This is a genomic window from Corynebacterium sp. KPL4015 (assembly GCF_040225725.1).
Taxonomy (GTDB): domain Bacteria; phylum Actinomycetota; class Actinomycetes; order Mycobacteriales; family Mycobacteriaceae; genus Corynebacterium; species Corynebacterium rhinophilum.
The window spans coordinates 63,169-89,253 of sequence record NZ_JBEHGF010000003.1 but is presented as its reverse complement, the minus strand read 5'-3'; the positions used below and the strand labels follow the sequence as shown (position 1 = coordinate 89,253).

The 26,085-nt window shown below is 62.4% G+C and carries 27 protein-coding genes and 1 tRNA gene; 13 read left to right on the top strand and 15 right to left on the bottom strand.

What is annotated here, in order from left to right; genetic code table 11:
- Window positions 1–126: 126 nt before the first annotated feature.
- The gene (locus ABRP64_RS02070) at window positions 127–297 is read left to right on the top strand and encodes a DUF4236 domain-containing protein (protein WP_081443674.1); all 171 of its coding nucleotides are present in this window, start codon (window positions 127–129) and stop codon (window positions 295–297) included.
- A 72-nt stretch (window positions 298–369) separates the two neighbouring features.
- On the opposite strand, the gene ABRP64_RS02065 is transcribed toward ABRP64_RS02070, so the two are convergent.
- A complete protein-coding gene (locus tag ABRP64_RS02065; protein WP_296089072.1) occupies window positions 370–1,224 on the bottom strand; it encodes an HhH-GPD family protein in 855 nt (284 codons plus the stop codon).
- Window positions 1,225–1,259: 35 nt separating this feature from the next.
- Here ABRP64_RS02065 and ABRP64_RS02060 point away from each other — a divergent pair, with 35 nt between their 5' ends.
- Window positions 1,260–1,919, top strand: a complete 660-nt coding sequence (locus tag ABRP64_RS02060; RefSeq protein ID WP_284770336.1) for a carbonic anhydrase — start codon at window positions 1,260–1,262, stop codon at window positions 1,917–1,919.
- 10 nt (window positions 1,920–1,929) lie between these two features.
- Entirely contained in the window at window positions 1,930–2,649 is a 720-nt protein-coding gene (locus ABRP64_RS02055) for a hypothetical protein (RefSeq protein ID WP_284782655.1), read from the top strand.
- A gap of 132 nt (window positions 2,650–2,781) precedes the next feature.
- Here the strand turns inward: ABRP64_RS02055 and radA are convergent, their stop codons facing one another.
- Both radA and ABRP64_RS02045 read right to left on the bottom strand, forming a co-directional pair.
- Complete coding sequence (radA, locus tag ABRP64_RS02050; RefSeq protein WP_284782656.1) at window positions 2,782–4,146, bottom strand: DNA repair protein RadA; 1,365 nt, start codon at window positions 4,144–4,146, stop codon at window positions 2,782–2,784.
- A gap of 84 nt (window positions 4,147–4,230) precedes the next feature.
- The gene (locus ABRP64_RS02045; RefSeq protein ID WP_284770339.1) at window positions 4,231–4,830 is read right to left on the bottom strand and encodes a hypothetical protein; all 600 of its coding nucleotides are present in this window, start codon (window positions 4,828–4,830) and stop codon (window positions 4,231–4,233) included.
- Window positions 4,831–5,022: 192 nt separating this feature from the next.
- Here ABRP64_RS02045 and ABRP64_RS02040 point away from each other — a divergent pair, with 192 nt between their 5' ends.
- The 5 genes from ABRP64_RS02040 to rlmB are packed head-to-tail and all read left to right on the top strand — an operon-like array spanning window position 5,023 to window position 9,282.
- A complete protein-coding gene (locus ABRP64_RS02040; RefSeq protein WP_005279544.1) occupies window positions 5,023–5,607 on the top strand; it encodes a CarD family transcriptional regulator in 585 nt (194 codons plus the stop codon).
- Complete coding sequence (ispD, locus tag ABRP64_RS02035) at window positions 5,579–6,304, top strand: 2-C-methyl-D-erythritol 4-phosphate cytidylyltransferase (protein WP_284782658.1); 726 nt, start codon at window positions 5,579–5,581, stop codon at window positions 6,302–6,304. Before ABRP64_RS02040 ends, ispD begins: the two co-directional genes overlap by 29 nt.
- Complete coding sequence (gene ispF, locus ABRP64_RS02030) at window positions 6,297–6,785, top strand: 2-C-methyl-D-erythritol 2,4-cyclodiphosphate synthase (RefSeq protein ID WP_126319785.1); 489 nt, start codon at window positions 6,297–6,299, stop codon at window positions 6,783–6,785. Before ispD ends, ispF begins: the two co-directional genes overlap by 8 nt.
- A 31-nt stretch (window positions 6,786–6,816) precedes the next feature.
- Complete coding sequence (locus tag ABRP64_RS02025) at window positions 6,817–8,271, top strand: cysteine--tRNA ligase (protein WP_349865222.1); 1,455 nt, start codon at window positions 6,817–6,819, stop codon at window positions 8,269–8,271.
- 60 nt (window positions 8,272–8,331) lie between these two features.
- Window positions 8,332–9,282 carry a 23S rRNA (guanosine(2251)-2'-O)-methyltransferase RlmB gene (gene rlmB, locus ABRP64_RS02020; protein WP_023023899.1) on the top strand — a complete coding sequence of 317 codons (951 nt, stop codon included), beginning with the start codon at window positions 8,332–8,334 and terminating at the stop codon, window positions 9,280–9,282.
- 169 nt (window positions 9,283–9,451) lie between these two features.
- Here rlmB and ABRP64_RS02015 read toward each other — a convergent pair whose 3' ends face one another.
- The 6 genes from ABRP64_RS02015 to ABRP64_RS01990 form a co-directional block, all read right to left on the bottom strand.
- Window positions 9,452–10,417, bottom strand: coding sequence for an HNH endonuclease signature motif containing protein (locus tag ABRP64_RS02015; RefSeq protein WP_349865220.1), 966 nt, complete (start codon window positions 10,415–10,417; stop codon window positions 9,452–9,454).
- Window positions 10,384–10,656, bottom strand: coding sequence for a hypothetical protein (locus ABRP64_RS02010; protein ID WP_349865218.1), 273 nt, complete (start codon window positions 10,654–10,656; stop codon window positions 10,384–10,386). Before ABRP64_RS02010 ends, ABRP64_RS02015 begins: the two co-directional genes overlap by 34 nt.
- 68 nt (window positions 10,657–10,724) lie before the next feature.
- Entirely contained in the window at window positions 10,725–11,555 is an 831-nt protein-coding gene (locus ABRP64_RS02005) for a CE1 family esterase (protein WP_284782663.1), read from the bottom strand.
- An 11-nt stretch (window positions 11,556–11,566) separates the two neighbouring features.
- Window positions 11,567–12,466 carry a metal ABC transporter permease gene (locus ABRP64_RS02000; protein ID WP_284624692.1) on the bottom strand — a complete coding sequence of 300 codons (900 nt, stop codon included), beginning with the start codon at window positions 12,464–12,466 and terminating at the stop codon, window positions 11,567–11,569.
- Complete coding sequence (locus ABRP64_RS01995) at window positions 12,459–13,160, bottom strand: metal ABC transporter ATP-binding protein (protein ID WP_284770344.1); 702 nt, start codon at window positions 13,158–13,160, stop codon at window positions 12,459–12,461. The genes ABRP64_RS02000 and ABRP64_RS01995 overlap by 8 nt, the downstream gene beginning before the upstream one ends.
- Complete coding sequence (locus tag ABRP64_RS01990; protein WP_502880501.1) at window positions 13,160–14,170, bottom strand: metal ABC transporter solute-binding protein, Zn/Mn family; 1,011 nt, start codon at window positions 14,168–14,170, stop codon at window positions 13,160–13,162. Before ABRP64_RS01990 ends, ABRP64_RS01995 begins: the two co-directional genes overlap by 1 nt.
- Window positions 14,171–14,209: 39 nt before the next feature.
- On the opposite strand from ABRP64_RS01990, the gene ABRP64_RS01985 reads away from it, so the two are divergent.
- The gene (locus tag ABRP64_RS01985; protein WP_284782668.1) at window positions 14,210–15,355 is read left to right on the top strand and encodes a LacI family DNA-binding transcriptional regulator; all 1,146 of its coding nucleotides are present in this window, start codon (window positions 14,210–14,212) and stop codon (window positions 15,353–15,355) included.
- Here the strand turns inward: ABRP64_RS01985 and otsB are convergent.
- The 5 genes from otsB to thrE all read right to left on the bottom strand — a co-directional run bounded on the left by otsB (window position 15,327) and on the right by thrE (window position 20,248).
- Complete coding sequence (gene otsB / locus ABRP64_RS01980) at window positions 15,327–16,085, bottom strand: trehalose-phosphatase (protein ID WP_284782670.1); 759 nt, start codon at window positions 16,083–16,085, stop codon at window positions 15,327–15,329. The two genes, ABRP64_RS01985 and otsB, sit on opposite strands and share 29 nt — an antisense overlap.
- Before the next feature lie 11 nt (window positions 16,086–16,096).
- A complete protein-coding gene (locus ABRP64_RS01975; protein WP_349865212.1) occupies window positions 16,097–16,615 on the bottom strand; it encodes an META domain-containing protein in 519 nt (172 codons plus the stop codon).
- A complete protein-coding gene (locus ABRP64_RS01970; protein ID WP_284796537.1) occupies window positions 16,615–18,084 on the bottom strand; it encodes an alpha,alpha-trehalose-phosphate synthase (UDP-forming) in 1,470 nt (489 codons plus the stop codon). The genes ABRP64_RS01975 and ABRP64_RS01970 overlap by 1 nt, the downstream gene beginning before the upstream one ends.
- 14 nt (window positions 18,085–18,098) lie before the next feature.
- Window positions 18,099–18,455 carry a hypothetical protein gene (locus ABRP64_RS01965; protein ID WP_284770350.1) on the bottom strand — a complete coding sequence of 119 codons (357 nt, stop codon included), beginning with the start codon at window positions 18,453–18,455 and terminating at the stop codon, window positions 18,099–18,101.
- 62 nt (window positions 18,456–18,517) lie between these two features.
- Window positions 18,518–20,248, bottom strand: coding sequence for a threonine/serine exporter ThrE (gene thrE / locus ABRP64_RS01960; protein ID WP_284782676.1), 1,731 nt, complete (start codon window positions 20,246–20,248; stop codon window positions 18,518–18,520).
- A 152-nt stretch (window positions 20,249–20,400) separates the two neighbouring features.
- Here thrE and ABRP64_RS01955 point away from each other — a divergent pair.
- Together ABRP64_RS01955 and ABRP64_RS01950 are read left to right on the top strand one after the other, a co-directional pair.
- Window positions 20,401–20,473, top strand: a tRNA-Thr gene (locus tag ABRP64_RS01955).
- Between the two features lie 89 nt (window positions 20,474–20,562).
- Window positions 20,563–21,198 (top strand): DUF3800 domain-containing protein, encoded by a 636-nt coding sequence (locus ABRP64_RS01950; RefSeq protein WP_349865209.1) that lies wholly within the window; start codon window positions 20,563–20,565, stop codon window positions 21,196–21,198.
- A gap of 544 nt (window positions 21,199–21,742) precedes the next feature.
- Here the strand turns inward: ABRP64_RS01950 and ABRP64_RS01945 are convergent.
- Window positions 21,743–23,257 carry an MFS transporter gene (locus ABRP64_RS01945; RefSeq protein WP_284785182.1) on the bottom strand — a complete coding sequence of 505 codons (1,515 nt, stop codon included), beginning with the start codon at window positions 23,255–23,257 and terminating at the stop codon, window positions 21,743–21,745.
- Window positions 23,258–23,417: 160 nt separating this feature from the next.
- Between ABRP64_RS01945 and ABRP64_RS01940 the strand changes: the two genes are divergently transcribed.
- On the top strand, window positions 23,418–25,163 hold the full coding sequence (locus ABRP64_RS01940) for a pyruvate dehydrogenase (protein ID WP_284850201.1): 1,746 nt from the start codon (window positions 23,418–23,420) through the stop codon (window positions 25,161–25,163).
- 212 nt (window positions 25,164–25,375) lie between these two features.
- A complete protein-coding gene (locus ABRP64_RS01935) occupies window positions 25,376–26,080 on the top strand; it encodes a response regulator transcription factor (protein WP_005279568.1) in 705 nt (234 codons plus the stop codon).
- Window positions 26,081–26,085 lie beyond the last annotated feature (5 nt).

Genomic DNA, 26,085 nt, shown 5'->3' with positions numbered 1-26,085 from the left:
CGGCTCGGCCCGCCCCGCCCCGGCCCGCGCGGGCCTCCATAACCACCCTCGGTTCCACTGCGAACCTTGGGTGGTTTTCGTATGTGCCCAGCGTGGTGCACGGGGGTATTGCTAAAATGGCCGGTTATGGGACTTCAATATCGTTCGCGCAAAAAGACCGGCAAGAATAGCTGGATTAACATCTCCGGATCCGGTGCTTCCATGTCCACGAAGATTGGCCCGGTGACCTTTAATTCTCGCGGCGGCATGTGGGTCAACCTCCCTGGCGGGCTCAACTTCCGCGGCCGTTGGCGTTAACGATTCTCTGTGCTTCAACGCTGATAGGCCCGGCGGGAGGTTAAACCGGCAGGTGGTTAGACCGTCAGGTGGTTAAACCGGCAGGTGGAAGAGGCCGGCGGAGTTTTGCTCGGCGAGGCCATCGTCAAGCAGCGAAGCCAGCGCGCGGGAACGTTGCGCGGCATCGGGCCAAACCACGTCGATAGCAGACTGCGGCACCGGGTGTTCGGCGGCGCGCAGCACGTCTAGAATCTTGCCGCGCACCTGCCTGTCGGTCCCGGCAAATTTTTGCACGCGCTTTTTTGCGCGGGATTGTTCCGCGGCGGAAGGCTCGGGGCACCCGGCGAGCTGCCAGGCACACGTCGCGCGCAGGGGACAGCGCTTACAATCGGGATTTTTCGCCGTACACACCAGCGCGCCGAGCTCCATGAGCGCAGCAGAAAACCGCGGCCCGTTGCGCTCGGGCAAGAGGGCGGCCACAGCGGCGAGCTCGCGCTTGGAGGGCGACGGGGCGAGGAAATTCCCGTCCTCGGCGCGGGCATAGACGCGGCGCACGTTGGTATCGACCACCGGCACGTTCTGGCCAAAGTGAAAGCACGCCACGGCGCGGGCAGTGTAGTCGCCGATTCCAGGCAGTGCGAGCAGCTCATCCACGTCTGATGGAACCTCGTCCATTACCCCCGCGCACTCCCAGAGCCGCAGCGCGCGCCGCGGGTAGCCGAGCTTGCCCCAGGCGCGCAGAACCTCGGCGCGGGAGGCTTGGGCGAAGTCCGTGGGGGTGGGCCAGCGCCGCATCCATTCCTCCCACACGGGGGCGACGCGGGCGACGGGGGTCTGCTGGCTCATGACCTCGGAAAGGAGCACTCCCCAGGCGGAGGTACCGGGGCGCCGCCAGGGCAAATCGCGTTCATTGGCGTCAAACCAGGAAAGAAGTGCGTGCGTATCCATCTCGCAGGACAGTCTAGGGCATTAAAATGTAGTTCATGCCATTAAGTAACGTTGCCCATAATCCGCAAGCCGTCTGGGAGGCCCTCCAGGCCGGAAACCAGCGCGTCATCGACGGCACCATCATGGATCTCAACAAGATTTATGAGCGCGACGGGCTCACCAAGGGCCAGGATCCCCGCGTGGTGGTCCTGGCTTGCTCGGATTCCCGCGCGCCCATCGAGCACATCTTCAATATCGGTTTCGGCGATGCCTTCGTCATCCGCACCGCCGGCCACATCCTGGACGCCTCCGTGCTGGCTTCCTTGGACTATGCGCTCGACCACCTGCACCCCAACCTGTTGGTGGTCTTGGGTCACCAGTCCTGCGGTGCGGTGGCGGCCGCGGTGGATTTTGTCCGCGGGGGCGAGTTGCCCATCGGCCTGCAGCGGCCCATCATCGAGAAGGTCGCGACGTCCGCTTGGACTGCGGGCCCTGACGCCACGCTTGCCGATGTCGAGCGTCAACACACCCTCCAAACCGTCACCCAGGTCGTGGCCAGCATCCCTAATGTGCGCAAGCAGCTTGACGATGGCTCCTTCGGCATCGTCGGCGCCCGCTATCTCCTCGAAGAATCGCGCGTGGAGCCATTGCACTCCTACGGCGTTGAGTTGACACGCGGTGCCGGCTTAGCGGATCCAGGCGCGTCTACCACTTAAAATTGAGTGCGTGAACCAGAATAAGCCCCTTCCAGAAGAGATCTATAAGCGCCGCCGGGTTGCCGCGCTTATCATCGTGATCGTCCTGGCCGTGGTGCTGATCTGGGCGGCGGTGGCCGCCTTTGGCGGCGATAGCGACGATTCCGTTGCCGCGTCCTCAGAGTCTTCGGCGGCAACCACCTCCGCCGAAACCACCAGCGAATCCGCAACCACGTCCACGGATTCGACGAGCGAATCCGAATCCGAGTCTGCCTCTGAATCGGAGTCCGAGGCGGAGGAAGCAGGGGATGGGGCATCGGAAAGCAAGGAGCCCGAGGAATCCGTGCACGCCGCGAAGGACACCTGCTCGCTTGAGGACTTGGAGGTGCGCACCTCCATGCTCAACTACTCCGTGCCGGACGGCGAGCTGCCGAAGTTCTTCATGACCGTCACCAACCCCACCGCCGCGGATTGCAAAATCGACCTAGATGAGAACTCGCTGCGCTTCGAGGTCTACAAGATGACCGATAACCAGCGCGTATGGTCCGATACCGATTGCTACGCCTCCGTGCAGACCGGTGAGCAGACCTTCCCCGCGGGCAAGGACCTGAAATTCGAGGCCGAATGGTCCCGCCAGGCATCCGAACCGGGCAAGTGCACCGACCGCCCGACTGCCGAGCCGGGTGCCTACTTCGCCCACACTGTTATCGGCGATAATTCCTCCCCGCCGCAGGACTTCACCCTCCGCTAAGCGCGCGGCCTCCTTACAGTCGGCCGCGCGGAACCAGCTCGGGCGGAAGCATCCCGCGCGGGAGTCCGCGCCGCCGGAGCGCCCTCCCCTCGGCAACAGCTTGGCAAGAACCAATCACCGGTTACGGTTGAACTACGGCTGGACTGCGGCGAGGGCCTCGCCAAGCGTTGCGACTTGCCGCACCTGCATGCCGTCCACGGGGTTGATTTCCCCGCGCGGGATAATCGCCCGCTTGTATCCCAGCCGCGCCGCTTCCTGCAGGCGCCGCTCAATATTCGGCACGGGCCGCAGCTCGCCGGCCAAGCCCACCTCGCCAATGACCACCGTCTTCGCCGGCAGCGGCTGCTCGTGCAGCGAGGACCAGGTAGCCAGCGCCACCGCGAGGTCGGTTGCGGTTTCGGTAATCCGCATGCCGCCCACCGTGGCCACATAAGCATCCTTATCGTTCGTGCGCTGGCCGGCGCGCGCCTGCAATACGGCGAGCACCATGGGCACGCGGTTGGCATCGAGTCCCGTGACCACGCGCCGCGGGTTCTTCGCCACGGGGTCCACGGTCAGCGCCTGGACCTCGGCGAGGATGGGCCGCACGCCGTCCATGGCAACGGTTACCGCGGAGCCATCCGGAGTCGTGCCGCGGTGGGAGAGGAAGAGCCCCGACGGGTCCGCGACCTCCCGAATACCCCCGGCGGTTTGCTCGAAACAACCCACCTCATCGGTCGCGCCGAAGCGGTTTTTCATCCCGCGCAGCATGCGGAGGCTGGACTGGCGGTCGCCTTCGAAGTTTAAGACGACATCGACAAGATGCTCCAAAACCCGCGGTCCCGCCACGTTTCCGTCCTTGGTCACGTGCCCCACCAGCAGCACGGGGATGCCGGTGGATTTCGCCAGGGAGGTCAGCGCCGCGGTCACGGCGCGCGATTGCGCGACGCCGCCGGGCACGCCTTCTACCCCCACTGCATGCATGGTCTGTACGGAGTCCACGATGATGAGGCCGGGTTTAACGGCATCGACATGCCCAAAGACGGCGTCCAGGTTGGATTCGGCCGCGAGGTACAGCGATTCTTGCAGCGCCCCGGTGCGCTCGGCGCGGGCGCGGACCTGGCCGGCGGATTCCTCGGCGGTGGCGTAGAGGACGGTGCGGCCGAGCTGGGCCCACCGGGAGGCGACCTCGAGAAGCAGCGTGGATTTGCCCACGCCGGGCTCGCCGGCCATGAGCACCACCGATCCCGGCACGATGCCGGAACCCAGCACGCGGTCAAGTTCGCCGATGCCCGTGCGCACCGTCTTCGTCGCCTGCGCGCCCACCTGTGTGATGGGCTGCACCGGGCTCGTCGGCGCGACGCCCTTATGCCCACCGCTTGCCGATGCCCCCGCCACCACCGGTGCCTTTTCCTCCATCGTCCCCCACGAACCGCAATCCGGGCAGCGCCCGAGCCACTTGGGGGAGACATAACCGCATTCGGAGCAAGTGTGGATGGGGCGAGATTTTTTGGCCATGATGTAGAGCCTAGAACGTGGCGGCCAAAACGACGAACGCGCCCGTACTCCGCGGAAAGAGTGGGGCGCGCGTGCGGTGGGCTATTAGTGGTGGGAGTTACCGGTGTTCGCGTCGGTGGTGTAGCCCTCTGGGGATTCCACGTCGCGGTCGTACTTACCGGCCTCCATCTGGGAGGCGGCGACGGTGGCGTCGACCTCGATGGAGCCGTTGGAAAACTCGAAGGTAACCGGGCGGTGGCCGGCGTAGCCAAAGTCATCGTTATCCAGGTGGGTGGCTACGTACTGCACGGTTTCGGAATCGTGATCCGGAGTGGCGTCCAAGTTCTCCTGGGAGTCCGCCACGATGGAGTGATCGCGCTTGAGCGGCTGGGTCTGCTTCATCTCGACGGTTTGGCCGTCGACCTTCACGGACTTCAAGGTGATGACATCGGTTTCATAGCCCTGGTTGACGGCGTTGAACTTCAACGCGGCACCACCGTCTGGCTCTGTCAGGATGGTGACATCACGGACGGCAATCTTTTCGTCATCGGTGCTGGCAGAAGCGCCATCAACCGCAGCTACCTTCTCTGCCGTCTGGGCGACGTGGCCTGCCGAGCAAGAAGCCAGCGCCAAAGCGGAGACGGCGGTAACGGAAATAATGGCACCGCGACGGGCGGCGGACTTCAGGGACTGCACGTTGAGCATCCTCCATCAATTGCGATCTCAGGGCTTATCAAATCTTTAGCCTAGTCCCTTTCGATATAAAGTACACAGTTTCTCGCTAACCTAGCGGGTAGTCCGTGGGGGTAATCGGGGGCATCCGGTGGTAGGCACGCCGCGCGTGATAAAATGGCGGCCTTAGTTATCGGCATATTCACGGGATTATAAGGAGTGGCAATGGAATATAAGGTCGGCGAGGTCGTCGTCTACCCGCACCACGGCGCGGCGGTCATCGAGGATATCGAAACCCGCGAAATGGGCGGCGAAGAGCTGGAATACCTCGTGCTGCACATCAACCAATCCGATCTCGTCGTCCGCGTGCCCAAGAAGAATGCGGATAACGTCGGCGTGCGCGATGTCGTGGGCAAGGAGGGCCTGGAAAAGGTCTTCTCCGTGCTGCGCGATGAAGACGTGGAAGAGGCCGGCAACTGGTCCCGTCGCTACAAGGCCAACCAGGAGCGCCTTGCGTCCGGCGATATCAACAAGGTGGCAGAAGTGGTGCGCGATCTCTGGCGCCGCGACCAGGACCGCGGCCTGTCCGCCGGCGAGAAGCGCATGCTGGGCAAGGCCCGCACCATCCTGGTGGGCGAGCTGGCGCTGGCGCAGCCGGTCGATGACAAAAAGGCCGATACCATGATGGAAGAAATCGACGCCACCATCGAGCGCCACCGCGCCGCCGGCTTGGTCGATGATCAGTCCATTACCACCGATATCGACAACGACATCGATCTCGATGACCTCTCCTTCGACGACGAAGACTAAACCCCGCGTTATCGCCTTAATCGCCGCGGCCGGGCAAGGCACCCGCCTCGGCGCGGAGGTGCCCAAGGCCTACGTCGATCTGCACGGGCGCACCCTGCTGGAGCGATCCATACGCACCATGGCCAACTCCGGCCTCGTGGACGAGGTCATTGCGGTGGTGAGCCCGGCTATGGAGGGGGAAGCTGGGGGCATCGTCAAGCGCGTGCGCGCAGATATCCCGGTGCGCCTCGTGCATGGGCGTGGCGAGCGCGCCGATTCCATCTGGGCCGGGCTGCAGGCCATTCCGGACGAGGACGCCGTGGTGCTCATCCACGATGCCGCCCGCGCGCTCACCCCCACCGCGATGGTCGAGCGCGTGGCGCGGCGCGTCTTGGCCGGTGCGCCCGCCGTTATCCCGGTGGTTCCCGTGACCGATACCATCAAGGAGGTCGCCGGTGACACCGTCATTGGCACCCCCGATCGCGCCCGCTTGCGCGCCGTGCAGACCCCGCAGGGGTTCCGCCTCGCCGCGCTGCGCCAGGCCAACCTGGATTATTGGCGCAAGCAGCCGGATTTCACCGCCACGGACGATGCCAGCCTGATGGAATGGTACGGCCAGCGCGTGGAGACCGTGCCGGGCGATATCCTCGCCTTCAAAATCACCACCCCCACGGACCTGACCCTGGCCCGCGCCCTTGCAGAGGAGCAGCATGACTGAGCCCATCATCCCCCGCGTCGGCATCGCGACCGATGCCCACCAGATCGAAGCCGGTAAGCCCTGCTGGATTGCCGGGCTGCTTTTCGATGACGCCCCCGGCTGCGAAGGCCACTCCGACGGCGATGTTGTAGCCCATGCGCTTGTCGATGCCCTCCTCTCCGCCTCCCACCTCGGCGATCTCGGCTCCTTCGTGGGGGTGGGCCGGCCCGAATACGATGGTGTCTCCGGCGCCCAGCTCCTGCGCGAGTGCCGCGAGCTGCTGGAATCGGAAGGTTTTATCATCGGCAATGCCGCAGCCCAGCTCATTGGCCAGACGCCGAAGATGGGCCCGCGTCGCGAGGAGGCCGAGGCCGTGCTTTCGGAAATCCTCGGCGCGGATGTTTCTATTTCCGCCACCACGACCGACCATTTGGGCTTTACCGGCCGCAAAGAGGGCCGCGCGGCGGTAGCAACGGCCGTTGTCTGGCGGCGCCAACACTAACCCCGCGCACGGGTGATTTAGACTGGGTGGCGTGAGTACTTTGCGCATTTTTGACACAGCCACCCGCAGCCAACGCGATTTCGAGCCGATTCGCCCCGGCCATGCCTCCATCTACTTGTGTGGTGCCACCCCGCAGGCGCAGCCGCACATCGGCCACCTGCGCTCCGGTGTGGCTTTCGACATCCTGCGCCGCTGGCTGCTCGCGCAAGGCTATGACGTCGCGCTCGTGCGCAATGTCACCGATATCGATGACAAGATCCTTACCAAGGCCGCCGAGAATAATCGCCCCTGGTGGGAGTGGGTGTCTACCTACGAGCGCGAGTTTACCAAGGCCTATAACCTGCTCGGCGTGCTCCCACCGTCCGTGGAGCCGCGCGCGACGGGCTTTGTCACCCAGATGGTCGAGTACATGCAGCGGCTTATCGATGCCGGCTTTGCCTACCCTGTCCCCGCGCCCGCCCAAGACTCCGAAACCACCGCGCAGACCGATGGCGCATCGACCCCCGCCGATGCAGCCGGCTCCGTGTACTTTGATGTCGAGGCCTGGACCAAGGCGGAAGGATCCGACTACGGCGCGCTGTCCGGCAACCGCGTCGAGGAGATGGAACAAGGCGAGTCAGACAACGCGGGCAAGCGCAGCCCGCTGGACTTCGCTCTGTGGAAGGCCGCGAAGCCGGGCGAGCCGAGCTGGCCCACCCCGTGGGGGCGCGGCCGCCCGGGCTGGCACTTGGAGTGCTCTGCCATGTCGACGTACTACCTGGGTTCCAATTTCGATATCCACTGCGGCGGCCTGGACCTGCAATTCCCGCACCACGAAAACGAGATCGCGCAATCGCACGCGGCTGGCGATAAGTTCGCCAATTACTGGATGCATAACCACTGGGTGACGATGGCCGGCGAGAAGATGTCGAAATCGCTCGGCAACGTGCTTTCCATCTCGAATATGCTAGAGCTCGTGCGCCCAGTGGAGCTGCGCTACTACCTGGGCTCTGCGCATTACCGCTCCGTGCTGGAATACTCCGAATCCGCCCTGACGGAGGCGGCGGCGGGCTACCGGCGGATTGAGGACTTCGTCAAGCGCTTTGCAGGCGTCGAACGCGGCGACTGGACGCCGGACTTCGAGGACGCCATGAATGACGATATCGCCGTGCCCAAGGCGCTGGCCGCCATCCACACCACCGTGCGCGCTGGTAATAAGGACCTGGCCGCCGGGGACGAGGACGCCGCCCGCGCGAAGGCCGCCCAGGTGCGCGGGATGGCGCACGTACTTGGATTTGACCCGCTGGAGTGGGAAGATGGAGGCGAAGCTAGCGGGGCAGACGCGGCGCTGGATGCGCTGGTCCAGGCAGAACTGGAACGGCGCACGCAGGCCCGCGCAGAAAAAGACTTCGCTACTGCCGATGCCGTGCGTGACCGCCTCACTACCGCCGGCATTACCATTACCGATACCCCAGACGGCCCCACGTGGTCGTTGACCCAGCGTTAAGCAGCGTTTCGCTGTTATTTCCGCTGGTTATTGAACGGTTTCCTCGAAAGGACTGAAACGATGGCACGAACCCATGGCCGCGGTGGCGCGGGCATCCGCAAGACGAATAAGAAGGGCGCTACCAAAGGCTCCGGCGGCCAGCGCCGCAAGGGCCTAGAAGGCAAGGGCCCCACCCCGAAGGCCGAGGACCGCGTCTACCACGCCAAGCACAAGGCGAAGCTGGAGCGTGAGCGCCGCAACTCGGGGCGCCACCAGAAAGAAACCGCAGAGATGGTGGTGGGCCGCAACCCGGTCATCGAGTGTCTGCACGCCAAGGTGCCGGCCACCACGCTCTACATCGCTGCCGGAACTCGCAATGATAAGCGGCTTTCCGAGGCAGTGTCCATGTGCAATACCCGCAATATCCCCATCATCGAGGTCCAGCGCCACGAGATGGACCGCATGACGGGAAATGGCATGCACCAGGGCATCGGCTTGCAGATTCCGCCGTACAAGTACGCCGCGGTGGAGGATTTGATTGCCAACGCCGCCGAGAACCCGCGCCCCGGCATGTTCGTCATCCTGGATAACATCACCGATCCGCGCAACCTGGGTGCCGTCATCCGTTCCGTGGCCGCTTTCGGCGGCGATGGCGTGATCATTCCAGAGCGCCGTTCGGCTTCTGTCACCGCGGTGGCCTGGCGCACCTCAGCTGGTACCGCTGCCCGTTTGCCGGTCGCCCGCGCAACGAATATCACGCGCACCGTGAAGGAATTCCAGAAAAACGGCTACCAAGTCGTCGGCCTCGACGCCGGCGGGGATCACACGTTGGATACCTATGAAGGCGGCACGGACCCCGTGGTCATCGTCATCGGCTCCGAGGGCAAGGGAATTTCGCGCTTGGTCAGCGAAACTTGCGATGTCCTTATGTCCATTCCCATGACCGGGTGGGTTGAATCCCTCAACGCCTCCGTTGCCGCGGGCTCGGTGCTATCCGAGTTCGCGCGCCAACGCCGCGCCGCCGCAAAATAACCCGTTCTTACCCTGCCGGCTCACCGCCTTGGATTATCGCCGGAGGCCATGCTGGTCATGTTTCGAGCGCTCAGAATCACCGGCGCGGGTGCAAGCCCAGCGTCAAAAGGCACGCTGGGTCCTTTGCGGGCACAACCTTCTGAGTGCGAAACGTTGTGGGCCGCAACGATTAACCATTATCTGCCCAGGGCGGCAGCCATCGGATGGTTCCGTTGACCCGGGCTAAGTGCCCGCGCAATGGCGGGGCGTTGGGATCGTCGTCATTCACGCCATTGTGGTACGGACAGGCGATGGTCAAGTTTCGCGGGTTGGTCTCGCCACCATTTTTCCAGGCATTGAGGTGGTGAACCTGGCATTCATCGGCGGGGTAGCGGCACTCCGGCCACGGGCAGACCGGGTTTTCGGCCGCTGCCATCAGGCGTTGCTTTGCAGAGGCAAAGCGCGAGGTGCGGTAAAGGTTTACCGGACCTTCCACTGGATGAATGAGGGTGACGTAGCCGTGCTCGGTAAACGCCCGTCGCACCAGATCAGCACCGGTCATTGTGGCGCCATTGGTCAGCTGGACCACGACATCGCCGTCAGAGCCAGAACCATGGGCAGAGTCAGCGCCAAGGTTCGCGCTAGGGTCAGCAGCGGCGTTGGAGCCCGAGCCGGCGGCTGAGCCGGAATCGGTGCTGGGTTTCGAGTTTGTGCCTGCGGATGAGCCGGCGCGGGCGTTGGAGCTCGAGCCAGGCTTGGAGCTTGAACCGGAAGGGGAGCCGGAGCCGAAATCGACGATGCGGTCGAGCTCGTCGAGGCGAAGCACGACATTGGTTGTCACGCTGGGGCGGGCGGCGGCCTCGCCGTGGAAGATATTCTGCACAGAGGCAAGCGGGGCGTCCTTATCAATCGCGGCGTGCATATCGGCGATATCGGCGGACGGGCCGGTAATGGACATTGTCCAGGGGCCGTCAGCGCGGCGATAAATCTTCACGCCGGGCTGGCGCTTCACGGGGCCCTTGAGCTCTTTGACGCGGGCGCGGCCCCGCTTATCGATATCCGAGACCTTTCCCTTCATCCCACACAATTCGCGCCGCAGCGCCCACGCATCGCGCTTTTTCTTCAGCTTGGCGGCGTGGCGCTCGATGGTAAGCAATGCCGTGAGGCTGTGCCCATTGGCGCGGCTCGCGGCGATGGACTCGCGGCGATGGACTCGCGTTGTTGGCGGCGAAAGGTGGTGGTGCCGAAGTAGGTTTCGGCAAGCGTGAGCAGGCGGGTGGCGGTGGTATCGGGGCACCCGGCCGCAATCAGCGCGCGCACAGACATGCCGTGGCAGTCGGCGATGATATCCATGCCGGGTGCCAGGCCCCTGAGAAATGTCTGCAGCGCGTTCATGCCCCAGAGATTAAAGAGCCTCGCAAGCCCGCGCTAGCCGATGCCCACCTCCCTGTGGACAACTACCCTTAAGCGTCACCTAAGCCGAAGAATTCGCGGACTTTATCCACAGCATTGAAGGAATCCGTATTTGGCCCTATGCTCGGCGGCGTTTCTTTGCTAGAGGGAATCACATGCCCAAGGCCTTCCATGGTCCACAGCTCCACGGGAAAGTCGCCGTCGTAGTAGGTGGACGTTATCCCGGGAATGGGCTGGGTTTCGCGGGGCGGGCGGCAACCATTGGCGAGTGCGAAGTGTTCTGCGGTGACGGGAGCAGAAAGCACACACCCGCGGGTTTGCTGCCCATCGATGCCGGCTAGCCCACCATCATAGGGCGCAATCGGATCTTCGGTGCCGTGGATAAAAAGCAGCGGGGTAGGCCGGTAGCCATCGGGGTGGGTGGGCGCGTGGTTGGAACCCTCGCCCAGCGTGGAGGCGAAGACGCAGGCACGGGTGAGGGTAAAGGGGGCATCGTAAAGCAGGCGCAGCACCATCTGCCCGCCGTTGGAATAGCCGGCGGCGAAGGTGCGCGCGGTGGAGTACTCGCGCTGCATGGTCTCGATGAGGAAGGTGCTAAAAGCAACGTCGTCCACCCCGAGCTCCCGGGCGCGGACCGGCAGATCGGCGCGGGTGTCGTTGAAGTGGTGGCCGATGCCGTCGGGGTAGACGACGAGGGTATTGGTGGCATCGGCAAGCGCGTCCACCGTGCCGTTGGTAAAGCGGCGGATGACGTTGGCGGACTGGTGGGAGCCGTGGAAAAACAGCAGTAAGTCCGGCTGGGGCTCGAGGTGCTCGGGCTCGATGACGATGAAGCGGCGGGTGTGGCCAGCCACATCCGCGGTGCGGCGATGAATATGCATGCCCGCCGAGTTTAGTCGGCGTGGTGGGCCTCTGCGGCGCTGCGGTTATCGGCGTGGAAATGCTTGGCCGCTACCTCATCGCGGATAGCGCGCTTGCCCTGCCGCCAGCCGATGAACCGGCACACCAGGTAGATCACAAAAGAAATGGTGGTCACGAAGACGGAGACCGGTAGGCCTGGCGCCAGCGAAAGGATGAAACCGCCCACGGCGGAGACCTCGGCGAAGATGGTGGACCACAGCACCGCGCGCAGGGGCGAGGAGGTGATCTGTACCGCCGCCGCGCCGGGGGTGATAAGCAGCGCCATGACGAGCAGCGAGCCGACGATTTGCACCGACTGCGCCGCGGCGAGGCCGACGAGGACGGCAAAGGCGACAGAGATGGCGCGGGTGGGAACGCCGGCGGCGCGGGCCATATCAGGATCGGCGGAGGCAAAGAGCATGGGCCGCCAGAGGAAACCGACGGCGGCGACGATGATGACCGTGGTGGCGGCCAGCAGCCACACCGAGGCGGAGGAAACGCCGACGATTTGGCCGGTCAGAAGCGTCATCGCCGTATTGGAATTGCCGGGGTAGAGGTGCAAGAACAGCACCGAAAGGCCCAGGCCAAAGCTCATGACCACGCCGATGGCGCTATCTTGCTGGCCCTTAAAGCCCAGCATGGCCAGGATGATGGCGGCGACGATGGCGCCGGCAACCGCACCGAAGCCCAGGTTGAGGCCGAAAAGCAGCGCCGCGGAGGCACCCATGAGCGCCAGCTCAGAGGTGGCGTGGACGGAAAAGGACATCTGGCGCAGCACGATGAGCGAGGTCATCACGCCAGACAGGATGCCCAGCAACGCAGAGGCGATGAGCGAGGACTGCACGAAGTCCACGCTGAGTAGGTATTGGGTATCTTCCCAGAAGCTAGACAACGATGAGCCTCCCGTCGACGTTTAAGACATTGACCTTGGAACCGTACAGCTCCGAAAGCACCTCGGAGCGCATGACCTCATCCACCGGGCCGAAGGTGTGGCCATTGGGTGCGATGTAGAGGACCTTATCCGTCACCCCGAGCACGGGGTTGATGCCGTGGGTGACAAAGATAATGGAGGTCCCGCGCTCGCGGCGCAGCGAGTCCAGCTTGTTAACCGTGGCGTTTTGCCGGGCGGGGTCGAGGGAGAGGAGGGGCTCATCGGCAAGAATGAGGTCCGGGTCATTGGCCAGGGCCTGGGCCTGGCGGATGAGCTGTTGCTGGCCGCCGGAAAGCTGGCCGACGCGCCGGTCCCGCAGCCCCGTGGCACCCACCTCTTCCAACAACTCGTCCACCCGTCCACGGGGTGTGTGCCGGTGCCGGAACACCCCGTGCGCCACGGAGAGCGAGACCAAGTCGCGGGCGCGCAGGGGAAGGTCAGCGGGGAACATGCGCTGCTGGGGGATGAACCCGACCCGGCAGTTGACGTCGACGCGGCCGCTGGTCAGCGTGCGGGTGCCGAGGATGGTGCCCAGCAGGGTGGACTTGCCCACGCCATTGGGGCCTAAAACGGCGATAAACTCGCCGCGGTCCACGGCGAGGTTAAGCTGTGACCACAGCGGGTCTACTGCGGCCTCATGGAATTCAACGAGCACTAGTGCTTCCCCAGCTTGCTCGTGACTTCGTCGTAGTATTCCCAGAACTTCTTACCGTCCGGAGGGGTTTCGCCGATTTCTACGATATCGACGTCATTGTCCTCTGCGGCGGACTTGATGCGGCTGGCGGTATCGGTTTCGGTCTGGGGGTTGAAGATGAGGAGATCGACCTCGCCATCGTCAATGGCCTTGATGAAGGCGGCGACATCGGCAGTAGCGGGCTCGCCCTCGGAGATGGTGGCCTTGCGGAAGCCCTCGGGGGTGACGTCCTTGGTGTCGGTGTACTTCATCAGGTAATCGGCGATGGGCTCGGTCTGCGCGTAATTCAGGCTATCTGGAAGCTCCTTGAGCTTATCGCGCAGCTGATCCACGTGGGAGTCGATCTTCTCGGTGGTGGCGCCGGCGTCGGAGTATTCCTCGTTGATTTGGTCCGCGATGGAGCCTGCTACCTCCTCCAGGGCGGCGGGGTCGTACCAGATGTGCTCGTTGCCCTCGATATTGGTGACCTTGTCCGGGTCATCCTTGGCGGTGGCCTTCGCGGCATCGATGGTCATGACATCGGGGTCCTCGTCCAGCTTGCCGTGGTCCGTCAGGGGCAGGGCGGAGATGATGTTGTCCTGATCGGCGACGGTCTGGTAAATCCAGGCATCGTAGCCGCCGCCGTTGACCACGAGCATATCGGCGTCATTGGCCTTGGCTACATCGGCCGCGGTGGGCTCGAAGTGGTGTGGGTCGGTGTCATTGCCTTCCACGATGGGTTTTACCTCGATGTCGATGCCGGAGGCGGTATCGGCCACCGCCTGGGCAACATCGGCCCAGATGGATGTGGAGGCGACGATGGAAAGCTTCTTTTCGCCGGAGTCGGATCCGGAGCCAGATCCAGAATCTGCGGAGCACGCGGCGGTGAAAAGGAGGCCACTTGCTGCGAGTAGGGCTGTTGTTGCGCGTAGTGACGTGTGCATACCCTCCAGTGTGCGTTTGCTGGCAATCATTGTCAATTGAATATGTATTGAAAATCCAGCGGCGGGGCGCAGGGTAAGGTAACAGGCATGGTTAAACGCAGCCCCACCCGGAAGACACTGGCCTCCCTCGCCGCGGAGCTGGGGGTTTCGCGCACAACCGTATCCAACGCCTATAGCCGCCCTGACCAGCTCTCGCCGGCGACGCGGGAGCGCATTTTGGCCGCGGCCAAGGCGCGCGGGTACCCGGGTCCCGATCCCACGGCGCGCAGCCTGCGCACCCGCCGCGCCGGGTCGGTAGGCGTGCTGCTAACCGAGCACCTGTCCTATGCCTTCGAGGACATGGCGTCGGTGGATTTCTTGGCGGGCATGGCGGAGGCATCGGCAGGCGCGCAGACCACGCTGACGCTGATTCCCGCAGGCCCGGAAGGCGAGGCGGAGGCGACCAGCCTGGTGGGTTCGGCCGCGGTGGATGGCTTCGTGGTCTATTCGGTCGCCGCGGGCGATGCCTACCTCGCGGCCGCGCGGGGCAGGGGCCTGCCGCTGGTGGTCTGCGATCAGCCCACCGATGCGGAGCTGCCGTTCGTGGGCATTGATGATCGCGCGGCAATTGCCCCAGCGGCGCGTGCGCTTATCGATGCCGGGCACCGCCACATCGGCATCCTCGCCATCCGCCTGCGCCTGCAGCGCCACGACGGCCCGATTTCCTGGCAGGAAGTCCAGGATGCGGAGATGCACGTGCAGCGCTCGCGGGTGATGGGTGCGCTCGACGTATTCGCCGAGGCGGGTATCGCGCCCGAATCCGTGCCCGTGGTCACGCAGCACATTAACGATGCCCATACCACCCGCGCCGCCGCCGAGCTCCTGCTCGAGGCGCACCCGGAGCTTACGGCCGTGCTGTGCACGACCGACTCCATGGCGCTCGGCGTGCTGGCCTATGCCCGCGAGCGGGGGCTCAGAGTGCCAGAGGATTTATCCGTGACAGGCTTTGACGGCATCGATGCGGCGCGGCGCCTCGACCTAGCCACAGTCATCCAGCCCAATAAGGCCAAGGGGGCTGCGGCCGGGCACATGCTGGAAAAACTCATCGCGGGCGCGACAGATACGGCGGGCTCGGCCAGCGCGAAAGCGGCGTCACGAGGTGCTGACGAGGCTGAGACGGTGCCGCGGCGGGTGCTGCAGACGCGGTTCGCGCCGGGGAAATCGGTTACTGCACCGCGGCCGCGCGGGCGGTAGCGAGCTCGGTGAGGAAGTGGGCGACGGCGTCGACATCGGCAAGCTGCACGGCGGCGATGGAATCGCCCTCGCCCACCTTGACGCCCACGTCCGGCGGCTGGTGGACGGCGCGGAAGCCGTCTTCATCGGTGACGTCATCGCCCAAGAAAACCATGGCGGTGGCGTCGGTGCGCTCGCGGAGGGCCTCCAGCCACGTGCCCTTGGTGGCGGTGGTGGCAGAAAACTCGATGACGGACTTGCCTGCGGTGCGCGGGAAACCGGCGGTATCGAGCGCCAGGCCCGCCTCGTAGGCGGCCGCGCCCTGCTCTGGGTTCTCCAGCTCGAGCGAGCGCAGGTGCAGCACGCGCTGGAAGGGCTTGACCTCGAGTTCCGCGCCGGGGAAGCGGTCTATGATGCCGCGGATTTCTTCCTCCTTGCGCGCAAGGTGATCGCGCATGGCGGGGGTGAGCTCGGTCTGCTGCCAGGAGGATTCGGCGCCGTGGGAGCCGCCGAAGAGGACGGGGTGGCGCAGGGGGCACACGCGCTGCAGGCCCTCGAGGTGGCGCCCGGACAGCACCGCGGCCGTGGTGCGCGGCAGGTGGGCCAATTGGTCGAGGGCGCGGGCGGCATCGGCGTTGATTTCCACGTCATAAATGGCGGTGGCAAACGGAGAAAGCGTGCCGTCAAAATCAGAAACCACGGCGAGCTCTTCTGCCGCGGCCAAGGCCTTAATGGTGGTAGAAAGCGTCATGGCATCACATGTTACCCGCGGGAGACCAGCTTGATGGAGGGCGAATCTACCTCATCGGTATCCAGTTCCAGGATGAGCTGGTTATTGCTGTTGACGGTGTAGATAAAATCATTATCCGAGCTAATGAGGTTGCGCAGCAGGTTATCGGCCCACACGGAACCGCTCTCGCAGTCCTCATCGGTGTCGTCGTACTTGACCTCATCGAAGTGGAGTTTATTGCCGTCGCGGATATTTTCGCGCTCATCATCGGCGGTGTAGCTCAGCCGGGCCGCAAGGCGGGTGCAGCCAGTGGTGCCCACCATGGTGGATTCGCCAAAGCTAAATTCCGGCGCGTGGGGAATCGACTCCGGGATGGTAGAGGCCGCGTCGGGCGCGATATTGATGGAGACGACCTGCCACTGTTTGTCCACGATCCGGTCATCGCCCGCGGGCTGCGGGGCGTCGTCTTCGGAACCGCAGGCGGCAAGCAGCGTGACGATGCCCAGCGCGGTCGCTGCAGCGGCGCGTGCGCGGGGGTGGGAAGGAAGCATTAGGAGTCCTTTCCGTGCGGGTCGGGAGTGTGCGAGGTGGTGTCGGTGCGGGTAGTACGCAGGCAGCCCAAAAAGGACTGCGACCACAGCCGCACATCGTGGCTCATGACCTGTTCGTGCATGGTGAGCATGCGCTGGGTCATGGTGAAGGGGGCATCGGAAAGCGCGCGCACGGCGTTGAGCAGGGCGCGTTTGACGGACTCGATGTCGAAGGGATTGCACAGGTAGGCCTCATCGAGCTCCGCGGCGGCGCCGGCGAATTCCGAGAGCACCAGGGCGCCGGAACCGTCATCGTGACAGGCCACGAACTCCTTGGCCACGAGGTTCATGCCATCCTTAAAGGGTGTGACCAGCATGATATCGGCCATGCGGTAGTAGCAGCGCAGCACGTCCTTGGGCACGCCGCGGTGCTGGTAGTGCACCACGGGGTGGCCCATGCGGGAAAAGCGGCCATTGATGCGGCCGACGGCCTCCTCGACCTGGGAGCGGGTGGCCTTGTAGTGGTCGAGGCGCTCGCGCGAGGGTGTGGCCAGCTGCACCAAGGTGACCTCTTCCGGGTCCAGGGCGCCGGTTTCCAAGAGCTCCTCGAAGGCGGTCAGGCGCTGTAAGATGCCCTTGGTGTAATCGAGGCGATCCACGCCCAAAATGATGCGCTTGGGGCTGCCCAAATCCTTGCGCAATTGAGCCACGTGGCGTTTATCCTCGTCGCTAAATTGGCCGAAATCCTGCGCGGCGATGGAAATGGGGAACGCGCCCACGCCTACGGTGCGGCCGCCGGGGAGGCGGATATGGGCGGTGACATCGCGGGTGGTGGCCTCCCCGCGCACCTCGAGGCCCTGGCGGCGGGCTAATTCCAAGAAATTGCGGGCATTGGCCTCCAAGTGAAAGCCGACCAGGTCTGCTCCCAGGATGCCGCGCACCGTTTCCTCGCGCCAGGGCAGCTGCCGGAAAAGATCGGGGGAGGGGAACGGGATGTGCAGGAAGAACCCGATGGTGAGATCGGCGCGCATTTGCCGCAGGATGCCCGGCAATAATTGCAGCTGATAGTCCTGCACCCAGACCGTCGCGCCTTCTGCGGCCACGTGGGCTACCTCGTCCGCGAAGCGGAGGTTGACCTCGCGGTAGGCATCCCACCAGTCGCGGTCATAGGTTGGGGTGACGATGAGATCGTGGTAGAGCGGCCACAGCGTGGCATTGGAAAAGCCCTCGTAGAAGGCCTCAAAATCGGCCTCAGTAAGCCTGACCGGGTGCAAGAGCACCCCAGCCTCGGTGCGGAAGGGCTCCGGCGCGGCATCGGCGACGCCGGGCCACCCCACCCAGCAGCCCTGGTGCGCTTCCAGCACCGGCGAGAGCGCGGTGACCAGACCGCCAGGCGAGGCCGTCCACGTCTGACTGCCATCGGACGCGGTGGTTAAATCTACCGGCAGGCGGTTTGCCACTACTACGAAGTCATTGCCGCGCTCACTCATAGTCCAAGACTAGCTTAAGACTTCTTGGTCGACTTCTTTGTTGCTTTCTTCGTCGACTTCTTGGTGGACTTTTTGGCCGCCTTGGTGGTCTTCTTGGTCGACTTCTTAGTGGACTTCTTCGATGCCTTGGAGGTCGACTTCTTGGTGGACTTCTTCGTGGATTTCTTCGGCGCGGCATCGGCCTGTTCAGCCAATACCTTCTTGTGCACCAGGCCCTTGGGCTCGACACCCAGCATGGACATCAAGGTCACGCCGTCCAAAAAGTCTTGGGAGTAGGTGGCCACCACGCGGCGGGCGGCGCGGGCGGTTTCCTCTGCCAGGGCAATATCTTGTTCTGCCTGTGGGTGCGTGTCTTGGACCTTGGGTGGCACGGCGAGTCCTCCTGAATGTTGGGAAAGCTATCAGGCTAAATATTGTACGCTACCGGCGGCGTTTAGGGCTCCTCGGGTTCCTCCCCGCCGGGCTTGGCGGATCCGGATTCCTCCGGCGTGGGCGATTTCTGCCCGGGCACCGTATAGGTGGTGCGCTCGGCATCCTGCGGCTGGGCCGGCCACTGGGAACCCGCCGGCCACAAATCCTTCGCGGGAGTGGTCCCCGGCGCGTGCTGCTGCGTGGGCGCCTGCTGCGGTGGCTTTGGTCCTAGCGTGGGCGGCAATTCGGGGCGGTTGACACGTGGGGCAAAGGGGGACATCGGCACGCGCGGGATGCGCGGGGCCTTGCGCGCCAGGTTCGTTGCCTTGTGGAAGGAGAACCGGCCGATGCGCTTGAAAGCGGAGTACGGGCGGAAGTACTTCGGGCGGCGCAAGCGGCGGGCGACGCGCTCGCCAAAGACGACGCCGGCTGCCAGCGCGCCGGAGATGGCCAGCGCGGTGGCAAGGTTGGTAAAGCCGGTAATCATCTGCTCGTTGATGGAGGCATACATGCCGCGGTACAGCATGAGGCCCGGCAGCATGGGCGTATAGCCCACGATCATCGTAATGAGCGGCGGGATGCCCCACCGGCGCGACATCAAACCGCCGGCCAGGCCCACCACGATGGCGGATAAGCCCGAGGCAATCACCGGGCCAACGCCGAAGGGCACGACCACGAAGTAGTAGAAGACCATTCCGGCGGCCGCCGTAAGCCCCGAGAGGGTAATTTCTATCCAGTTAGCCCCGCAAGCCAGCGCGAATGCGGCCGAACCCGTGCCGCCGAGCAGCACCAGAAGGGGAATCTTGTGATAAACCGGCGGCGCCAAGGTGCCCATTGGGGGCAGGTCAAAGCCCATGGCAGAGGCCAGCTGGATGCCCACACCCACACCGGCGATGATCGCGCCCGTCGATAACAGCGCAGAGAAAAAGCGCGCGGAAGAGGTGACGGGGGAGCGGGTGATGCCATCGACAAGCGATTGCACCAGCGTCAGCCCCGCCACCAGCACGATGATTCCGGACGCAATAATCTGCGCCGGCGACATATTAATGCCGAAGGCGGCGGCAACGTTATACAAAATCGCGGCCGGGAAGACGGCCAAGAAGCCGCCGACGACGTTTTGATAAAAGGGCGGCAGGCGGTAATTGGCCAACCAGTCATTAAGCCCCATAATCAGCGCGGAGACCACGAAGGCAATGAGACCCACGAGGAGGTCGCCGCCGAGCATCATGGAAATCAGGCCACCCATGCCGCCCCAGCCGAGCATCACCGTGGACGGCTTATATGGCGCCGGCATGCGGTCGATGTCATCCAGGCGCTTTTCCGCCATAGCGGGCGGGACCTTACCGGAGTGGATATCGCGGATGAGCCGGTCTACTTCCGAAAGCTTGGAAAAGTTCACGCCCACATCCGGCACCACGCGAAAGACGTGGAGGTTCTGGCGCTTATCGCCCGTGCCGATCGCGGTGTGGATGGTGATGGTATTCATCAAAATATCCACGTGGCAGTAGTGCAGGCCGTATGACGACGCCGCCAGGTGGACCTGCGCGCGGGCATCCGAGTTGGCGGATCCTGCGCTAATGAGCAGCTCGCCGATGCGCGCGGCAATCTCCATCACGCCCGTAACTTGGGCGGAATCGGTCAGATCGACCGGGGCGAGTGGCGATGGTGGGGGTGCGGCTTTGGCCGCGTCAATGATGGCGACTTGGCCTGCGGATACGCGCAGGTGCTCCCGCATAGCGGACAGTAGTGACACGAAAATAACCCTCGAAAAAGCGGTGGGACACTAGTAATAATTTCAGCCTGAACTTTAACCCTTGTGGGGCGCAAATGCATACAAGGGGGACCGGCTTTCCACTTGGGCGAGGTCCTCGGGTACCATGCAACGAGCGGAAGAAATTCCGCGGTGCTGGAGTGGCGCAATTGGTAGCGCAACGCACTTGTAATGCGTAGGTTGCGAGTTCAAGTCTCGTCTCCAGCTCAACCTCGTTAACAGGATGGTCAAACTGAGGGAGTTTTCTTGTTAAGGTTTGATATCTGACAGATTTTAAATTTTCGGGTAGTTGTTCAATGAATATCTATATTGATGATTCGGGTTGTGGTGGATTTAAGTTTGGCCTAGGGTCGTCTATTCATTTGGTATTTGCAGCCATTATTTTTGATGTTCCAGCCTCATTAGAAAGGTTGTCTAACGGTATAGCTGAAAAGAAAAAAGCCCATAACTATCAAGGTGAAATTAAATTCAACAAGTCCTCTGATGAAGCTAGGGGGGCCCTCTTGAGAGTGGTTGGGGAAAGTGATTGTCGTATTCGGATAATTAGTGCGGATAAGCGTTTTATATATAAAAAACATTTACGTCAGAATCCTGCAGCTCTCAAGTCATATCTAATTAGAATGTTGCTCTCCGAGCATGACGGTACGATATCGGATGCAAAGATTTTCATCGACGGGAAAGATACTAAAGGTTTTTCCACGGAACGGTCTGATGAAGATTATTTTCTTCGTATGTGCAATCGGAAATACGAGAATACTGCTAATCAGATTCGATTTGTTGATTCAAAGGAAAACGTTGGTATTCAGGTCGCAGATCTGGTAGCGGGGGCATGCCGTTCAGCACTTGACTGTGGGAAAAATGAGCTTTTTAGCTTAGTCGAGCCGAAAACTCGGAGAAAAGTCGGGGGGCACAAATTGGGACTTTACGACTAAGGAAGTTAGAAACGCTATAGCTGAAGATAAATACGTTCAGCCTTGGAGAATGAAAAAATGAAAAGCGGCCTAGCTACCTAGCTGACGCACGCACACCATACGGTGACTATTCGGTAGAAAGGCCTCGGTGTCTCTAACTATAGTGTGACAACGGTAATAATGCAAAGTGGGTTGCTTCCGGAATTTATCTCATGCACATGGCTTACCGCGTGCTCCAATGGATTTTAATGTAGGCGTAAATTTGTCACCGTATGACGTGTAGCTGAAACGACTTGAGGAGTGCCTTCGAATTCGACATTTCTTCGTATTTTAGGCACCGATGGTAAGTCTGCGGCTACTGCTCCTTATGGGATGACCGGCCTCTCTAATTTTGGGTTATTGCGTAGTCGAGTGTGAGCTATGAATCATTGGTTCCTACTAGCGGGATTCCTAAGTTGCGTGCAGCATACCGGGAGAGTCAGTGCCGTGTTTTTCCAGCGGGACCTAGCGGAAGGCACCCAGTCGTAGCGTGTTGGGGGCGGATAGAACGGCTAGCGAAGCAATATTAGTGCGCTGACAGCGCCCCGGACTTCGGGTTGTCGCGGAAGCACCAGGCGGTCAGTGCTGCGAAGACTAGGGCCAGGCAGGCAAGCCCGCCGACGGTGAGGAAATACGCGGAATCATACGCCGCCGCGGCGGTATCGTGCGTGGCGGGCGATAGGAGGGCGTCGGTGCCTTGCGGGGCGAGGGCATCGGGAAGCTTGTGCGTCATCAGTAGCGGCATGAGGGAGCCGGTAATGGCGATGGAGAGCAGCGTGCCGAACTCGTAGGACACGGCTTCCACACCAGAGGCCATGCCCGCCCGGTGGGAGGGGGCGGCATTAATGATGGCGGTAGAAGAAACGGACATCGACGAGCCGGCGCCCAAGCCGGTGAGGATGAGGCCGGTAATAAATATCGCGAGGTTATCGGCGCGGTCGGCCCAGATGATGCTCAGCATGCCAACGGACATGCTGAGGAAACCGCCGCTGATGATGGGCAAAAAGCCCACGCGGTGCAAGGCGCTGCCGCCCGCAATGGCGGTGGGGATGGCCGCAAGCGCCATGGCGGAGATGAAAAGGCCGGCGTCGAGGGGTGAGAGGGCATCGACAAGCTGCAGCTTTTGGGTGGTTAAAAGCTCAAGGCCCGTAAGGCCAAACATGGCGCCGCCGGCGGTGAGCACGCCGCCGGTAAAGGTGGGTGAGTGGAAGATGTCAAAGGTTAAAAGCGGATCACTAAGTCGGCTTTGCCGGTGTGCAAAGGCTGCGGCGCCGAGCAAGAAAGCGGCAATGGAGCAGACCAGCAGCATGACATTGATTTTGGTGGCCGCCGCAGTTTTAATGGCCAGGACCAGGCTGGACAGGGTAATAAGCGCATAGAACGAGGACAGGAAATCCCAGTGCTTATGCGGATTCGGCAGGTTGGGCGGGCCAAGGAGGAAGGTAAGGATAATGGCGAGGGCCACGATGGGCACGTTGATCAAAAAGACCGAGCCCCACCAGAAATGCTCTAAGAGGAATCCGCCCACGGTGGGCCCGGCGGCAGCGCCCACGACGGCGACGGAACTCCAGATGCCAATGGCTTTATTGCGCTCTACTTCGTTGGGGAAGGTCAGGCGGATAAGCGCCAGGGTGGAAGGCAGCATGATGGCAGCGCCTAGGCCCAATAGGGCGCGGCCGGCGATGAGCAGCCAGGCATTGGGTGAATAAGCCGCAAGGAGGGAGGCTGTGCCAAAGGTGGCCAGGCCAATAAGGAACATCAGGCGGTGGCCAACGCGATCCCCCAACGTGCCGGTGCCTAGGAGCAAACCCGATAAGACCAGCGTATAGGCGTTGATGATCCACAATTGCTGCATGTCTGTGGCATACAGCTGCTGCGTTAGCTGCGGCAGTGCCGTATAAAGGATGGAATTATCCAGGCCCACCATGAGCAGCCCCAAGGACACCACGGCAAAGAAGGACCACCGCTGCGCCGGGGTGGAGGGCGCCGCTGCCGCGCGGTGCGGGGGCTTCGTGGCGGTATCAGGTGACTCGATGCTCATCGCTAGAAACCGTAGCGAATCAGTGTGTGATATTTCAGGTTAGTATTGCCTTCCTCACAGATAGGCCGGTGGTGTGAGTATGTAGGAATTGCTGGACTTTCCTGCATGTTTAGTAGCACAGTGGTACTAGAACAGTTAAAGAGTTAAGGATGATGTTTAAATGGCACGCAATTACGCAGAACAACTTGTTGAGACGCTAGAAAAGCAGGGCGTCGAGCACATTTATGGCCTCGTGGGAGACTCCCTCAACCCGATCGTGGACGCGGTGCGCCGCTCCTCCATTGAATGGATCCACGTGCGCAATGAGGAAGCCGCGGCCTTTGCCGCAGAGGCAGACTCGCTGACCACCGGCAAGCTGGCCGTGTGTGCGGCCTCCTGTGGTCCGGGCAATACTCACCTCATCCAGGGCCTTTATGACGCCAACCGCAATGGCGCCAAGGTGCTGGCCCTGGCATCGCACATTCCTTCCCGCCAGATTGGCTCCCACTTCTTCCAGGAAACCCACCCGGAGCAGATCTTCCAGGAGTGCTCTGGCTACTGCGAAATGGTCATGTCCGGTGACCAGGGCGGGGTAGTACTCCACCACGCCATCCAGTCCACCATGGCCGGCAATGGCGTGTCCGTGCTGGTTATCCCTGGCGACGTTTCTACCGAAGAGGTGGACGATGACACCTTCGTAGAATCCAAGATCTCCACCGGCCGCCCCGTGGTCTACCCGGACCCGGCTGAGGCCGCAGCGCTGACCCAGGCCATCAATGAGGCCGAGTCCGTCGCTTTCTTCGTGGGCGCCGGTGCGAAAAATGCCCGTGAGCAGGTGCTGCAGCTGGCGGAAAAGGTTAAGGCACCCATTGGCCACGCGCTCGGCGGCAAGATGTACATCCAGTACGATAACCCGTTTGACGTGGGCATGTCCGGCCTACTGGGTTACGGCGCCGCGCACGAGGCCACCCACGAGGCGGACCTGCTGATCCTCCTTGGCACGGACTTCCCATATAACGACTTCTTGCCTAAGGGCAACGTGGCGCAGGTGGATATCAACGGTTCCCACATCGGCCGCCGCACCAAGATCTCCTACCCCGTGACCGGTGACGTTGCCGCCACCATCGACAACATCTTGCCGCACGTGGAGGAGAAGAAGGACCGCTCCTTCTTGGACAAGATGCTCAAGAAGCACTACGACAAGCTGGAGCACGTCGTCGAGGCATATACCTCCAACGTGGAAAAGCACACCCCGATCCACCCTGAGTACATCGCGGACCTCATTGACCAAGAGGCCGACGATGACGCCATCTTCACCGTCGATACCGGCATGTGCAACGTCTGGGGCGCGCGCTACATCACCCCGAATGGCAAGCGCGAGCAGATCGGCTCCTTCCGCCACGGCACCATGGCAAACGCCCTGCCGCAGGCCATCGGCGCGCAGCAGGCCAACCCGGGCCGCCAGGTCATCACCTTCTCTGGCGACGGCGGATTGTCCATGCTCATGGGCGAGCTGCTGACGGTTAAGCTGCACCAGCTGCCGGTCAAGATGTTCGTGTTCAATAACTCCTCGCTGGGCATGGTCAAGCTGGAGATGCTGGTGGGCGGCATCCCGGAGCACGAGACCGACCACGAGTCCGTGGACTTTTCCAAGATCGCAGAAGCCGCTGGCATCAAGACCTTCCGCATCGAGGATCCGAAGCAGGCTCCTAAGCAGATCAAGAAGGCCTTGGCTTATAACGGCCCTGCGCTTATCGATGTCGTCACTGACCCCAACGCCCTTTCCCTGCCACCGACGCTGACCTTCGATCAGCTCCTGGGCTTCTCCAAGGCAGCTACCCGCACCGTCTTCGGCGGCGGCGTGGGCTCCATGCTGTCCATGGCCAAGTCCAACCTGCGCAATATCCCGCGCCCGCAGGACTTTTAAGCCGTAACTTACTTATGGCTTGCTAGCCACGCTTTCTTTTCCTACCCCGGATCTCGTTCCGGGTGGGGAGGGGGAGCGTGGCTTTTTGCTTTCACAGGTTTCATCCAGAAACTTATCAGTAGGCTAGAAACTGGGTTTGCCATGATGGCTTACTGAAGCTTGCACGCACGCAGGTGTGCAGATAACAGGAAGTAATAGGAGCTACAGGACGCATGGAAGACAATAAACTTGCCAAAGTCCTCGTCGTTGATGACGAGCCGAATATCGTGGAACTACTGACGGTATCGTTGAAGTTCCAAAATTTTGAGGTCTACAGCGCTAACTCAGGTAACGAGGCGCTGCGCGTGGCGCGCGAGGTAAACCCGGATGCCTATATTTTGGACGTCATGATGCCGGGCATGGACGGCTTCGAGCTCTTGGGCAAGCTGCGCCAGGAAGGCCTAGACGGCCCAGTGCTGTACCTGACCGCCAAGGACGGCGTGGATCAGCGCATCCACGGCCTGACCATCGGTGCAGACGATTACGTCACCAAGCCCTTTAGCCTCGAAGAGGTCATTACCCGCCTGCGCGTGATCATGCGCCGCGGCGGTGCCGCCGAGGAGTCTTCTAATGACGCCACCATGAGCTATGCCGATCTGACCTTGAATGACGATACCCACGAGGTCACCAAGGGCGGTGAGCTCATCGAGCTGTCTCCCACGGAGTTCAACCTCCTGCGCTACCTCATGCAAAACAAGGAAGTGGTGCTCTCTAAGTCCAAGATCCTGGATAACGTCTGGCACTACGACTTCGGCGGCGATGGAAACGTCGTGGAATCCTATATTTCTTACCTGCGCCGCAAGATCGATACCGGCGATACGCAGCTTATTCACACCGTGCGCGGTGTTGGCTATGTGCTGCGCACCCCGCGGTCCTAAACTGA